Source organism: Shinella sp. (assembly GCF_052438155.1).
Classification (GTDB): domain Bacteria; phylum Pseudomonadota; class Alphaproteobacteria; order Rhizobiales; family Rhizobiaceae; genus Shinella.
Genome location: NZ_JBQVPI010000007.1, coordinates 322,245 through 336,067, shown reverse-complemented (window position 1 = coordinate 336,067; position 13,823 = coordinate 322,245). Strand labels below are relative to the sequence as shown.

The following is a 13,823-nucleotide window of genomic DNA, read 5'->3' as shown; positions in this document are numbered from 1 at the left end:
GTGAGCAGCCAGAAGAACAGGTGCTTGTCGCCGAGGAACCGGTAGCGCGAGAAGGCATAGGCCGCCGGCAGCGCCACCGACACCGAGATCAGCGTGTTCAACACCACATAGATGATCGAGTTGATATAGCCATTATACCAGGCCGGATCGGTGAAGATCACCGTGTAGTTGCGGAGCGTCGGATTGACCGGCCAGAGCGAGAACGCCCCGGTGATCTCCGCATTCGTCTTGAAGCTCATGTTGACCAGCCAGTAGATCGGCAGCATCAGGAAGACGATGTAGAGCGTCGGCACCAGCCAGGACAGGCTGCGCTTGCTGTTGGCGCCGGCCTGGCTGCCGGCGTTGCTAGCAACGCTCGTCTGGATGGTGTTTGCGGTGGTTGCCTGTGAGGCCATGGTTTCCTCCCTCACGCCTGGTCGTCGCTGCTGGTCATGACCGTGTAGAAGATCCACGACAGCAGCAGGATGATCAGGAAGTAGATGATGGACATGGCAGCGGCGGGCCCGAGGTCGAACTGGCCGATCGCCATCTTGACGAGGTCGATCGACAGGAAGGTCGTCGAGTTACCGGGGCCGCCGCCGGTGATGACGAAGGGTTCGGTATAGATCATGAAACTATCCATGAAGCGCAGCAGGAAGGCGATGAGCAGCACGCGCTTCATCTTCGGCAGCTGGATGTAGCGGAAGACAGCCCAGCGCGACGCTCCGTCGATCTTGGCGGCCTGGTAGTAGGCCTCCGGGATCGAGACGAGACCGGCATAGCAGAGCAGCACGACAAGGCTCGTCCAGTGCCAGACGTCCATGACGATGAGCGTCATCCAGGCATCGAAGACATTGTTGACGTAGTTGTAGCTGATGCCGAGCGCATCGAGCGTGCGGCCGAGCAGGCCGATATCGACGCGGCCGAAAACCTGCCAGATGGTGCCGACGACGTTCCACGGAATGAGCAGCGGCAGCGCCATCATGACGAGGCAGACAGGCACGCCAAGCCCCTTCTTGGGCATGTTGAGCGCAATCAGGATGCCGAGCGGAATCTCGATGGCAAGGATGATGCCGGAGAACAGCAGGTTGCGCCCGAGCGCCTGCCAGAAGCGATCCGATGCCAGCACATCGGAGAACCAGCCGACACCGTTCCAGAAGAACTGGTTGTTGCCGAACGTGTCCTGAACCGAATAGTTCACCACCGTCATCAGCGGGATCACCGCCGAGAAGGCGACGAGCAGCAGGACGGGCAGGACCATGAACCAGGCCTTGTTGTTCCAGGTCTTGTTCATCGTCAGCCCTCCCTGCCGACACGCCAGCTATCGGCGTAGATGTTGATGGCGGTGGGATCGAAGGTCACGCGCGGATCGGCCGGAATTTCACCGTCCTCCGGCACGACGATGGCGATCGGCTTGCCGGCGAATTCGGCGCGCACGATCTTCTGCCGGCCGATATCCTCGACCTTGTTGATCGAGACCGGCATGCCGTCACGCGAAAGCGAGATGAATTCCGGGCGGATACCGAGCTCCGTCTTGGCGCCGACGGCGATCTGCGGCTTGTAGCCGAGGTCAAGCGTCTGCTCACCAACCTTGATGCTGCTGCCGTCGATTGCCGCCGGCAGCACGTTCATGCCCGGCGAGCCGATGAAGTAGCCGACAAAGGTGTGGCTCGGCTTCTCGAAAAGCTCGGCCGGCGTGCCGATCTGCACGATCTGGCCGTCATACATGACGACGACCTTATCGGCGAAGGTGAGCGCTTCGGTCTGGTCATGCGTGACATAGACCATGGTGAAGCCGAACTGACGGTGCAGCTTTTTCAACTGCGAACGCAGCACCCATTTCATGTGCGGGTCGATGACGGTCAGCGGCTCATCGAACAGGATGGCGTTGACGTCGTTGCGCACGAGGCCGCGACCGAGCGAGATCTTCTGCTTCTGGTCGGCGGTGAGGCCACGTGCGGTCTTCTTCGCCCAGCTCGAAAGATCGATCATCTCCAGGGTTTCGCGTACGCGGCGGTCGACTTCCGGCTCGGCGACACCACGGTTTCGCAGCGGAAAGGCCAGATTGTCGTAGACCGTCATCGTGTCGTAGATGACCGGGAACTGGAAGACCTGCGCGATGTTGCGCTGCTGCGTCGACAGATACGTCACATCCTTGCCGTCGAACAGGATGCGGCCTTCCGACGGCTGCAGCAGGCCGGAAATGATATTGAGCAGCGTGGTCTTGCCGCAGCCGGAGGGACCGAGCAGCGCGTAGGCGCCGCCGTCGTTCCATTCGTGATGGACTTCCTTCAAGGAATAGTCCGCTTCCGACTTCGGCTTTTCGCCGTAGGCGTGGCGGATGTGGTCGAGGGTGATGCGTGCCATGGTCTCCTCCTCAGGCCGCCGCGGCGACCGGTTGGGCGATCGCCGTGCCGTCCGTGCCGAACGCCATCAGGTGGCGCGTGTCGACATGAACAGTGATGATCGCGTCCGGCTCGATGTCGTGGATACCCGGCGCGAGCATGACCCAGCGGCTGCCCTCGAATTCGATGTAGATAAAGCTTTCCGAACCGGCGATTTCCGAGATCGCGGTGCGCGCCTGAAGGCTTGCAGAGGTCGGATGCCGGCTCGTCAACGCCAGGTGATGCGGATGGAAGGCGATGGTGCAGGGACCGTCCGGCAGTGCGGCAAGATGCGCCGGCACCGGCAGCACCGGTTTGCCGCCCACCTCGAAATGTGCGCCGTTCTTCAGGACCTGCATGGTGTTCAGCGGCGGGTCGGCGAAGGTGCGCGCCGTGACGAGATCGTTCGGACGACGATAGACGTCTATGGTGCGGCCGAACTGGGTGATGCGACCTTGCGACAGCGTCGCCGTATTGCCGCCGAGAAGCAGGGCTTCGGAGGGCTCCGTCGTCGCATAGACGAAGATCGCGCCGGATTCGGCAAAAATCTTCGGCAGCTCGAGGCGCAGTTCCTCGCGCAGCTTGTAGTCGAGATTGGCGAGCGGCTCGTCGAGCAGGACGAGGCTGGCATTCTTGACGATGGCGCGAGCAAGCGCCGTGCGCTGCTGCTGGCCGCCGGAAAGATTGAGCGGCGTGCGGTCGAGATAGGGGGTGAGCTTCAAAAGCTCGGCCGCCTTGCGCACTTCACGGTCGACGGTCGCCTTGTCCGCGCCCTTGATGCGCATCGGCGAGGCGATGTTCTCGTAGACGGTCAGCGCCGGGTAGTTGATGAACTGCTGGTAGACCATGGCGACGCCGCGCTCCTGCACGCGCACGCCGGTGACGTCCTTGCCGTCGAACCAGACGGATCCGGCGGTCGGCTTGTCGAGGCCGGCCATCAGCCGCATCAGCGAGGTTTTTCCTGACAGCGTCGGGCCGAGCAGCACGTTGAGCGAGCCGCGCTCGAGCACGAGGTTGGTCGGGTGGATATGCGTCTCCGCCCCCACCACCTTTGCGATGTTTCTGAGTTCAAGCATTCATGGTCTCCAATGTTCCTCCCAGCCACCGGATCAGGGCGCTGCTAGTGCGGGGCCGCCTGGGCTCCCACCATGTAATCTTCCAGCGCAGCCGCTTCCGCGACCGAGAGATGCAATCCCCGTTTGGTCCGCCGCCACAGCACGTCCTCCGCATGCCGGGCCCATTCTTCCTTCATCAGCCAGCGCACTTCGCACTCGTAGAGATCGCTGCCAAAATGCCGTCCAAGATCATCAATCGTCTTCGCGCCGCCCAGCATCACCGCCGCCCTTGTGCCGTAAAGCCGGACAAGCCGACGGGCATGGGCCGGAGCGAGGAAGGCAAAGCGCGATGAAAGCGCCTTCACCTCGGCATCGAAACCATCGACCTTGAAGTCTCCGCCGGGCAGGCGGGACTGCGCCGTCCAACGGCCGCCCTTCGCGCCGATCGATTCCGAAATCTTCTCCAGCGCCGATTCGGCGAGACGCCGGTAGGTGGTGAGCTTGCCGCCGAAGATGTTGAGCAGCGGCGCCTGGCCATCGCCGCCCTCGACCTTCAGCACGTAATCACGCGTTGCTTCCTGCGCCTTGCTGGCGCCGTCGTCGTAGAGCGGGCGCACGCCGGAATAGGTCCAGACGATATCCTCGCGCGTCACAGGTTCGGCGAAATATTCGCTCGCCGAAGCGCAAAGATAGCCGATTTCCGCGTCACTGATGCGAACATCTCGGGGATCGCCCTGATAGTCGCGGTCGGTCGTACCGATCAGCGTGAACTCTTCCTGATAGGGAATGGCGAACATGATACGCCCGTCCGGGTTCTGGAAGAAGTAGGCGCGCGGATCGGAGAATTTTCTCTTCACGACGATATGGCTGCCCTGCACGAGGCGGACATTGTGCACGTCGTTGCGACTGAGCGCGGAGGATAGCACCTTGTCGACCCAGGGGCCCGCCGCATTCACCAGCATGCGGGCGCGAAATGTTTCGCGAGCGCCCGTCTCGACATTTTCCGTCTCGACATTCCAGTGGCCGTTTTCACGGCGCGCGGTAATAACCTTGGTACCGGTGCGGACATCCGCGCCGCGATCGGCGGCGTCACGCGCATTCAGCACCACGAGGCGCGCATCATCGACCCAGCCGTCCGAATATTCGAAAGCCTTGCGGAACAGCTTTTTCAGTGGGCCACCGGCCGGATCCTTCGCGAGGTCCACCGTGCGGGTTGCCGGCAAAAGCTTGCGGCCGCCAATGTAGTCATAGAGGAACAGGCCGAGACGGATGAGCCAGGCCGGGCGCGGCCCGCCCTTCTGGAACGGCAGCACGAAGCGCATCGGCCAGATGACGTTCGGCGCCATCGCCCAGAGCACTTCGCGCTCCATCAGCGCTTCCCGCACCAGGCGGAATTCATAATGTTCGAGATAACGCAGGCCGCCGTGGATGAGCTTGGTGGAGGCGGAAGACGTGCCGGAGGCAAAGTCCTTCATCTCGGCAAGCACGACCGAATAGCCACGGCCCGCAGCATCGCGCGCAATGCCGCAGCCATTGATGCCGCCACCGATAACAAAAATATCGCGGATCACGTTGCCGTCCAAGTTCCCCTCCCATTTCGCATCGCACAATTCTGCGCAGTTGCGAAAGCAAGAAGAGTTAAAACGAAAACATTTCGAATGTCAAACGAATGGGAGAAGAAATAGAACGCCCCCAGGTCAAGCCGGTGAAGCCGTCTCGACCAGACGCACGTCGTGCTCCTGGCAAATGGCCCGAATGCCCTCTGAAGGACAGCTGTCGGTGATGAAGGTATGGACCTGCGAGAGGTGGCCGATACGCACCGGCGCGGTCCTTTCGAATTTCGTCGAATCCGAAACCAGGATGACATGGCGCGCATTCGCAATGATCGCCTGCGCCACCTTCACCTCGCGATAATCAAAGTCGAGCAAAGCGCCGTCCTCGTCGATCGCAGAAACGCCGATCACGGCATAATCCACCTTGAACTGCCGGATGAAATCGACAGCCGCCTCACCGACGATACCGCCGTCCGCGCCGCGCACGACGCCGCCGGCAATCACCACCTCGATCGACGGATAGACCCGCAAGCGATTGGCGACGTTGATATTGTTGGTGATGACCATCAATTCCTTGTGGTCGAGCAGGGCCTCGCCAACGGCCTCCGTCGTGGTGCCGATATTGATGAAGAGCGAGGAATTGTCGGGGATCATGGTGGCGGCGGCGCGGCCGATCGACTGCTTTTCGGGTGCTGCAATCGAGCGGCGCGCCTCGTATTTGACATTCTCGTTGCCGCTCGGGAAGAGCGCGCCGCCATGAATGCGCGTCAACGCCTTGCTGTCGCAGAGATCATTCAAGTCCTTGCGGATGGTTTGCGGCGTCACGGAGAAGCGCGCTGCAAGGTCCTCCACGAGCACGCGGCCCTCGACCTTCGCGAGATCGAGGATCTCCGCCTGGCGACCTGTCAGAAACATAAACTCCTCCCATTGCTTTCGTTTGGTTTCATAATATGCGAAAACGAAAGCACATCAATTGTTCCGCTCTTCCTTCTTGGAGTGCGGGCATATTTTTGTGATACTGGCCGGGCATAGCAGACCACGGCGAGCACCGGGAGGACAACACATGTTTCATCCAGCCTTGTTCAAGGGCGCGAATGTCGTCGTCACGGGCGCGGGACGCGGCATCGGCCTGGAGATCGCCCGGCAGTTTCTCGATTGCGGTGCGCATGTTCTGCTGCATGGCGGGCGCGCCGCTTCCAGCCCTCTGCCCGACTTCCTCGAAACTGCGGTTGCGGAAGCCCGCGCCCATATCGTCTATTCGGACTTTCTCGTCGAAGGCGGCATCGGCGCGATCCTGCAACGGGCGGACAGCCTCTTCCCGCATGTCGACGTGCTCATCAACAATGCCGGCACCATGGTCGGCCGCTTTCCGGCGGCAGACCTGACGGACGAGCAGTACGACACCGTCGTGCGTCTCAACCAGACCTCCGTCGTCGAGGTGACGCGCGCCCTGCTGCCGTCGCTGCGCCGCGCGCCGAATGCGGCAATCGTCAACACGGTCTCGATCTCCGCGCTCACCGGCGGCAGCCCCGGTTCCGCGATCTACTCCGCCACCAAGGCCTTCGTCTCCACCTATTCCAAGGGCCTTGCCCGCGAGCTTGCGCCAGACGGCATCCGCGTCAATTGCGTCTCGCCAGGCACCATCACGACCGACTTCCATGCGCGCTACTCGTCTGCGGACAAGCTGGAGGCGACGCGCAAGACGATCCCCTTGCAGCGCCTCGGCACGGCGGAAGACTGCGCCCCCGCCTATCTCTTCCTCGCCTCCGAGGCACTGTCCGGCTACATCACCGGCCAGGTGCTGGAGGTCAACGGCGGCCAGCTCATCTGCTGAGCGACTCACCCCGCGCCGCCAGGTCGATTCGCGCCGCGAAATTCAGCACCGGCCGCATCCTCGTCCCGATGTGTTGCGCGCTTGCGCCACGCGCCTTTAACTGCGCTTGAAATCGGCGGCGCGCACGCAATTTCCTATAAAAATTAACATGTCGCGACGCGCCGCTTTTGCCCGCAAATCCAGCCGTTTGCCGTATGTTCGCAACGCGTTTCGAAGCGGCATGCCTCGCGCCAGCCAGGCCTGCAATTAACCTTTTGTTAACCATTTCCTCGATACACCGAAGCAACCGAAAATTAACCAAGATGACCGACGTGTTAACACAGCCACGGCCTATCCGCCTCAAGGGGCGATCCTTCCTTGCACTGTCCCTGACCCCGGAGCTTCCCTTCGAGGACTGGCTGGCACGGCTTGACGATCTGGCCCGGCGCTCCGCCGGATTCTTCCTGCGCCGGCCGGTGATTCTGGACGTCGAAGGACTGGATATCGACCGCCAGCAGCTGCGCGACCTCGTTGGCGAACTCAGCGCCCGCAACGTGCGCGTCATGGGTCTTGAGGGTGCGCGCTCCGCGCTGCTCGGTCCGGACCTCCCGCCAGCAATGACCGATGGCCGGCCGGCCGCGGATATCGAAGCGCCCGTCAGCGACCCGGTAGACGGCAGAGAACGCGCCGAGACCAGGCCATCGCCCAGCCCGGCGCCGGTGCCGGTGCCTGCACCGCAGTCCTCCGTAATGCCATCGATGGTCGTGAACCGGCCGGTGCGCTCCGGGCAGTCCATTTTCTTCCCCGAAGGCGACGTCACCATCGTCGGCTCGGTCGCATCGGGCGCGGAAATCGTCGCCGGCGGCTCGATCCATGTCTACGGCCCGCTGCGCGGCCGGGCGATGGCCGGCACCACGGGAAACGCGTCGGCGCGCATCTTCTGCCGCAAGCTCGAAGCGGAACTCATCGCCATCGACGGCTTCTACAAGACCGCCGATGACCTGGAGCCCGAACTGCGCGGCAAGCCCGTGCAGATCTGGCTCGATGGCGAAACAATCAAGGCAGCAACACTCGGCTGAACCGAAACACATTCACAGAACTGGAGAGGTCCATGGGCAAGGTAATCGTGGTCACATCGGGCAAAGGCGGCGTCGGCAAGACGACGTCGTCTGCCGCACTCGGGGCTGCGCTGGCACAGAGCGGCGATAGGGTCGTGGTCGTGGATTTCGACGTCGGCCTGCGCAATCTCGACCTCGTCATGGGCGCCGAACGCCGCGTCGTCTATGATATCGTCAACGTTATCCAGGGCGAGGCCAAGCTGACGCAGGCGCTGATCCGCGACAAGCGCGTCGAGACGCTCTACCTGTTGCCTGCCTCGCAGACCCGCGACAAGGACAACCTGACGCCGGAAGGTGTCGAGCAGGTCATCACCGCCCTGAAGAACGCGTTCGACTGGGTCATCTGCGATAGCCCTGCCGGTATCGAACGCGGTGCCACGCTTGCCATGCGCCACGCGGATGTCGCGATCGTCGTCACCAATCCGGAAGTCTCTTCCGTGCGCGATTCCGACCGCATCATCGGCCTGCTCGATTCCAAGACACTGAAGGCGGAGAACGGCGAGCGCGTCGAAAAGCACCTGCTGCTTACACGCTACGACGCCGTCCGCGCCGAGCGCGGCGACATGCTGAAGGTCGACGACGTGCTCGACATCCTGTCGATCCCGCTGCTTGGCATCATCCCGGAAAGCATGGACGTGCTGCGCGCGTCGAATGTCGGCGCGCCCGTGACGCTCGCCGACGGCCGTTGCGCGCCGTCGCTCGCCTATTTCGAGGCGACGCGCCGCCTCAAGGGCGAAAACCTGCCGGTCACCATTCCCGGCGACAAGCGCAGCTTCCTCGGCAAGATCTTCGGAAGGAAAGCGGCATGAACCTGTTCCGTTTCTTCTCCCGCACCCAGTCGGCCCCGGCCGCCCGTGAGCGGCTGCAGGTGCTGCTCGCCCACGAGCGCGCCTCCACCGGCGATTCGGACCTCGTCAACAAGCTGCGCGACGAGATCCTCAAGGCCATTTCCAAGCACATGCAGATCGACGACGAAAAGGTCAGCATCAAGATGGAGCGCGGCGCCAAGGTCTCGACGCTCGCCGTCGATATCGAAATCCCGTTCAACGGAAACAAGAAGGCGGCCTGAGGGCCGCCTTTCCCAGAAATCACATTGGGTGCCGCCTGACTGCGGCCCACCGCGCGCCACGTCCCGGCGCGCAACGATCTCCGTCCCTATTCGGCTGCACTTCCCTTCACGCAGGCATTGTCGCCAAAGACGGAAGAATTGCAGTCAAAGGTTGCATTTTTTCGCAATCTCTGGTTAACTCTCTCCTAATATTGGGAGGTGGGTCATGGCAGTTGCAGAGGTTCTCGGCGCAGTCTTCCTAGGCGGCGTCATGGGGTTGATCGGCCAGGGTGCGCGAACAGTCATCGGCCTCAAGAAACTTCACGACGAAAATGCCGCGAAGGGTCCCAACGAGCAGGATAGCTTCATTGCCAGCAGGCTGGTCGTCAGCCTGTTCATCGGCTTCATTGCGGGTGTGGCGGCTGCGCTGCTTCTCGGTCTGGACAAGCTTGCAATCATCACAGTCAAAGACATCGACCTCCTGCTCGGCCTGGCGGCAGCCGGCTATGCCGGCACGGACATCATCGAGGCCTTCGTGGCCCGACTGCCGACACCGAAACCGGCCGGTAGCAACACCGAGGGCGGCGGCGAAGGCGTGGTGACGGGCGGCATCCCGCCAAAGCCACCGTCAACGGTTGTCGTGAACGTATCCGGCCAAACGACCGCAGCCGAGGCGCTTCCGACCCCTGGTGTCATGGAGGCCGCCTTCAAACTAGACCTGGCCGACATCAAGACCAAGCTCGGTTCGATCACATCGATGATAACCGCTCCGGCGGTGGGAACGGGTGCCGCCGCCGCGGATGACGACAGCACCGACCTCATCAACCCGACCCTGGTCAAGAGCATTTTCAACCCGGCGACACCGCTCGCCAATATCAAGACGCACCTGCCGTCCGTGCTTGCCGGCCTGCGTGACAAGGGACTTGTCGACCGGGAAATGGTGCTGATGGCGCTGGCGACCATTCGCGCGGAAACCGAAGGATTCGTGCCCATCAACGAATTCGTCAGCAAATACAATACCGACACGGTTCCGTTCGATAAATACGAACCCGGCACGAGCGTCGGCAAGGACTTGGGAAACACCCAGCCCGGCGACGGCGCGCGTTTTCGCGGTCGTGGCTTCGTGCAACTGACAGGCCGCTACAACTACAATCAGATTGGTGCCCAGATCGGCGCCAATCTGATTGTGACACCGACATTGGCCAATGATTCCAGGCTGGCCGGACTCATCCTGGCGCAATTTCTGCTCAACAAACAGGATACCATTCGGGCGGCACTTTCGAGCGGGAACCTGAAGGCGGCGCGCAAGGCGGTCAACGGCGGCACACATGGGTTCGATCGTTTCGAGGACACCTATACCAGGGGAGACGCGCTGCTTCCGGAGACCGCCACGGCGTGAGTCGTCCAGCAACTCGCGCGCGGTGACTTGCTGCCGGCGCCCCAATGCGCATATTTCACGTCGTCAATGATGAGGACTATGCGGCATGGCTGTCACCGATATTGCGACCCGTACCCATGATCACAATTTTCGGCTGGACCCCATCGTCCGCAGCCTGCTCGATACCGATTTCTACAAACTGCTGATGCTCCAGATGATCCGGCAGCTGCATCCGGACGTCGAGGCGACCTTCTCGCTGATCAACCGCACGAAGAGCGTGCGGCTGGCCGACATCATCGACGAGGGCGAACTGCGTGCCCAGCTCGACCATGCCCGCAGTGTGCGTTTCACCAAAAAGGAGTTGATCTGGCTGGCCGGCAACAGTTTCTACGGCAAGGCACGCATGTTCGGCCCCGATTTCATCGCCTGGCTGGCGGCATTCCGCTTGCCGGACTACGAGCTTCGCAAGATCGACGGGCAGTACGAGCTGCATTTCGAGGGACCGTGGACGCACACCACGATGTGGGAAATTCCGGCACTCGCGATCATCAACGAACTGAAATCACGCGCCGCGATGCGCGACAGGGGCCGCTTTGCGCTCGATGTGCTCTATGCCCGCGCCAAGGCCCGGCTCTGGGAAAAGGTCGAGCGACTGCGCCAGTTGCCGGATCTCGTCATCTCGGATTTCGGCACGCGGCGGCGGCACGGTTTTCTTTGGCAGCGCTGGTGCGTGGAAGCCCTCAAGGAAGGTCTCGATGGCCGCTTCATCGGCACGTCCAACGTGCTGCTTGCCATGGATGCCGATCTGGAAGCGATCGGCACGAATGCACACGAACTGCCGATGGTTGCCGCAGCACTCGCCAACGGCGATGCAGCACTGGCCCAGGCGCCCTACCAGGTGCTGGAAGCGTGGCAGCAGCACTATAACGGCAATCTGCTGATCGCGCTCCCCGACGCCTATGGCACGACCGCCTTCCTCGCCAACGCACCGGATTGGGTTGCGGACTGGACCGGTTTTCGCCCGGACAGTGCGCCGCCGATTTCCGGCGGCGAACAGATCATCCGCTGGTGGAAGGAGAAGGGCCGCGATCCGCGTGAAAAACTGCTGATCTTTTCCGACGGCATGGACATCGACACGATCGAGGAAACCTACCGGCATTTCCACGGCCGCGTGCGCATGAGTTTCGGCTGGGGCACCAACCTGACCAATGATTTTCGCGGCTGCGACCCTGACGGCGGCAATGGCCTCGACCCGATATCGCTGGTCTGCAAGGTGACGAGCGCCAATGGCCGGCCGGCGGTCAAGCTCTCCGACAATCCCGCCAAGGCGACCGGGGACCCGGCCGAGATCGAACGCTACCGGCGCGTCTTCGGCGTGACGGACCAGGAAGCGCGACCGGTGCAGGTCTAAGCCGCATGGACTGCAGGAATTGCCCTAAGCGCGCACATCGACGACGACGCGCCCCTTGACCTTGCCGTCGAGAATGGAATTGGCCAGTTCCGGCAGGTCCGAGAGCCGATGCTCGACCACCATGGATTCCAGCTTGTCCATCGGCAGATCGGAAGCGATGCGGTTCCAGGCGTCGACGCGCTGGTCGTAAGGCCGCATCACCGAATCGATGCCGAGAAGGCTGACCCCTCGCAGCAGGAACGGAATGACCGTAAAGGACGGCACGGCAGCCCCCTCCGCAAGGCCGACGGAGGCGACGGCGCCATCATACTTCATCTGCTTCAGCACGCGCCCCAGCATCTCGCCGCCGACCGCGTCGATCGCACCGGCCCAGCGCTCGGATTCGAGCGGTTTGCTGCTTGCCTCCGACAATTCGTTACGGCCGACAATCGTCTCCGCGCCGAGGCTCTTCAGATAATCCGCCGTTTCCGGACGGCCCGTGACGGCGGCGACCGAATAACCAAGCCGTGCCAACAGTGCGACGCCGACCGAGCCGACACCGCCGGCGGCCCCCGTCACCAGCACATCACCTTTCAACGGCGAAAGCCCGGCCTTTTCCAGCGCGATGACGGACAGCATCGAGGTGAGCCCCGCCGTGCCGATCGCCATGGCCTGGCGCGTCGAGAGCGTGTCCGGCAGCGGCACCAACCAGTCGGCCTTGACCCGGGCGCGGGTCGCATAGCCGCCCCACCAGACCTCGCCGACGCGCCAGCCGGTCAGCACCACCCGGTCACCGGGGCGATAGCGCGGATCGTCCGAGGCTTCGACGGTACCGGCGAAATCGACGCCCGGCACATGCGGAAACGTGCGCACCAGCCCGCCCTTGCCGTTGATGCAGAGCCCGTCCTTGTAGTTGAGCGTCGAATACTCCACCGCGACGGTGACATCGCCATCGGGAAGCCGCGAATCGTCGAGTTCCTGGATGGCTGCGGAGACCGCGCCATCCGCTCCCTTCTCGACCAGCAATGCTTGAAACGTCATGGCGTCCTCCTCGTGATCCTGTCGCTGCCCCAGATATAGGGCGCGGGGCATTGGTGTCGCCACTGTTCCTTTGTATCAAGAGCAGGGAGGTGCGGTTCGCACATGATAGACAAGCTCGAATATTTCATAGCGCTCGCCCGCGAACGGCATTTCGCCCGGGCCGCGGAGGAACTCGGCATTTCGCAACCGACGCTTTCGGCGGCGATCCGCCAGCTGGAGGAGCAGCTCGGCGTGATGCTTGTCGTCCGCGGTTCCCGCTTCCAGGGCCTGACACCGGAGGGCCAGCGTGTGCTCGAATGGGCGCGCCGCATCGTCGGCGACACCCGCACCATGCGGGAGGAAATGCGCGCCGCGCGAAAGGGCCTTTCCGGCCATATCCGCCTTGCCGCCATCCCCACGACGCTTGCCATGGTGCCGCACATCACCGCGCCGTTTCAGGAAAAGCACCCCGACGTCACCTTTTCCATCCTCTCCACGACTTCGATCAAGATTCTCGGCCTGCTGGAAAACCTCGAGATCGATGCCGGTCTCACCTATCTGGAAAACGAGCCGCTCGGCCGCGTCACCAGCGTGCCGCTCCTGCACGAGCACTATTGCCTTGTCACCGCCAAGGGGAACGCCTTCGCTGATCGCGAAACCGTGACCTGGCAGGAGGTCGGCAATATTAGGCTTTGCCTATTAACCGCCGACATGCAGAACCGTCGCATCATCAACCGCCACTTCGCCGAAGCGGGCGTTACAGTCGAGCCATCGCTCGAAGCGAACTCGATGATCGTGCTGTTCTCCCATGTGCGCACCGGACGCTGGTCCAGCATCATGCCGAGAAATGTCGCAAAATCATTTGGATTTCCTGACGAAATAAGTATAGTTTCTCTTGTCGACCCTGAACCGCATCACACTGTCGGTCTCGTCGCCACCCACCGCGAGCCCTTCACGCCGCTCGTCTCCGCCTTGCTGCACGAAGCCCGTGTGCTGGCGGAAAAAGGGATCGATTGATAGTTTTTTTCTATCGATCAACGGCTTTGCTTTATTGACCCGCCGCCTCCGGACTGAGAAGCTGTTCG

At 62.4% G+C, this 13,823-nt stretch carries 13 protein-coding genes and 1 pseudogene; 7 read left to right on the top strand and 7 right to left on the bottom strand.

Annotated features, from left to right (window positions below):
- The 6 genes and pseudogenes from ACT6VE_RS16155 to ACT6VE_RS16130 form a co-directional block, all read right to left on the bottom strand.
- Nucleotides 1–395 (bottom strand): annotated as a pseudogene (locus tag ACT6VE_RS16155) (hypothetical protein); the annotation flags it as partial.
- Between the two features lie 11 nt (nucleotides 396–406).
- Complete coding sequence (locus tag ACT6VE_RS16150) at nucleotides 407–1,273, bottom strand: carbohydrate ABC transporter permease (protein WP_444799560.1); 867 nt, start codon at nucleotides 1,271–1,273, stop codon at nucleotides 407–409.
- 2 nt (nucleotides 1,274–1,275) lie between these two features.
- Nucleotides 1,276–2,346: an ABC transporter ATP-binding protein gene (locus ACT6VE_RS16145; protein ID WP_444799559.1), complete on the bottom strand. Its 1,071-nt coding sequence runs from the start codon at nucleotides 2,344–2,346 to the stop codon at nucleotides 1,276–1,278.
- 10 nt (nucleotides 2,347–2,356) lie between these two features.
- Nucleotides 2,357–3,439, bottom strand: a complete 1,083-nt coding sequence (locus tag ACT6VE_RS16140; protein WP_444799558.1) for an ABC transporter ATP-binding protein — start codon at nucleotides 3,437–3,439, stop codon at nucleotides 2,357–2,359.
- Between the two features lie 44 nt (nucleotides 3,440–3,483).
- A complete protein-coding gene (gene glpD / locus ACT6VE_RS16135) occupies nucleotides 3,484–5,001 on the bottom strand; it encodes a glycerol-3-phosphate dehydrogenase (RefSeq protein ID WP_444799557.1) in 1,518 nt (505 codons plus the stop codon).
- Nucleotides 5,002–5,115: 114 nt separating this feature from the next.
- The gene (locus tag ACT6VE_RS16130; protein WP_444799556.1) at nucleotides 5,116–5,886 is read right to left on the bottom strand and encodes a DeoR/GlpR family DNA-binding transcription regulator; all 771 of its coding nucleotides are present in this window, start codon (nucleotides 5,884–5,886) and stop codon (nucleotides 5,116–5,118) included.
- 148 nt (nucleotides 5,887–6,034) lie between these two features.
- Between ACT6VE_RS16130 and ACT6VE_RS16125 the strand changes: the two genes are divergently transcribed.
- From ACT6VE_RS16125 to pncB, 6 genes are all read left to right on the top strand, one after another.
- On the top strand, nucleotides 6,035–6,805 hold the full coding sequence (locus tag ACT6VE_RS16125; protein WP_444799555.1) for an SDR family NAD(P)-dependent oxidoreductase: 771 nt from the start codon (nucleotides 6,035–6,037) through the stop codon (nucleotides 6,803–6,805).
- A 302-nt stretch (nucleotides 6,806–7,107) separates the two neighbouring features.
- Nucleotides 7,108–7,863, top strand: a complete 756-nt coding sequence (gene minC / locus ACT6VE_RS16120; protein WP_444799554.1) for a septum site-determining protein MinC — start codon at nucleotides 7,108–7,110, stop codon at nucleotides 7,861–7,863.
- A 32-nt stretch (nucleotides 7,864–7,895) separates the two neighbouring features.
- Nucleotides 7,896–8,711 carry a septum site-determining protein MinD gene (gene minD, locus ACT6VE_RS16115; RefSeq protein WP_444799553.1) on the top strand — a complete coding sequence of 272 codons (816 nt, stop codon included), beginning with the start codon at nucleotides 7,896–7,898 and terminating at the stop codon, nucleotides 8,709–8,711.
- The gene (gene minE, locus ACT6VE_RS16110) at nucleotides 8,708–8,971 is read left to right on the top strand and encodes a cell division topological specificity factor MinE (protein WP_444799552.1); all 264 of its coding nucleotides are present in this window, start codon (nucleotides 8,708–8,710) and stop codon (nucleotides 8,969–8,971) included. Before minD ends, minE begins: the two co-directional genes overlap by 4 nt.
- Before the next feature lie 205 nt (nucleotides 8,972–9,176).
- Nucleotides 9,177–10,349 carry a glycoside hydrolase family 19 protein gene (locus ACT6VE_RS16105; protein ID WP_444799551.1) on the top strand — a complete coding sequence of 391 codons (1,173 nt, stop codon included), beginning with the start codon at nucleotides 9,177–9,179 and terminating at the stop codon, nucleotides 10,347–10,349.
- Nucleotides 10,350–10,434: 85 nt separating this feature from the next.
- Nucleotides 10,435–11,739, top strand: coding sequence for a nicotinate phosphoribosyltransferase (gene pncB / locus ACT6VE_RS16100; RefSeq protein WP_444799550.1), 1,305 nt, complete (start codon nucleotides 10,435–10,437; stop codon nucleotides 11,737–11,739).
- Between the two features lie 24 nt (nucleotides 11,740–11,763).
- Here pncB and acuI read toward each other — a convergent pair whose 3' ends face one another.
- Nucleotides 11,764–12,759 (bottom strand): acrylyl-CoA reductase (NADPH), encoded by a 996-nt coding sequence (gene acuI / locus ACT6VE_RS16095; protein WP_444799549.1) that lies wholly within the window; start codon nucleotides 12,757–12,759, stop codon nucleotides 11,764–11,766.
- Between the two features lie 102 nt (nucleotides 12,760–12,861).
- Between acuI and ACT6VE_RS16090 the strand changes: the two genes are divergently transcribed.
- Nucleotides 12,862–13,755 carry a LysR family transcriptional regulator gene (locus ACT6VE_RS16090; protein WP_444799548.1) on the top strand — a complete coding sequence of 298 codons (894 nt, stop codon included), beginning with the start codon at nucleotides 12,862–12,864 and terminating at the stop codon, nucleotides 13,753–13,755.
- Nucleotides 13,756–13,823 lie beyond the last annotated feature (68 nt).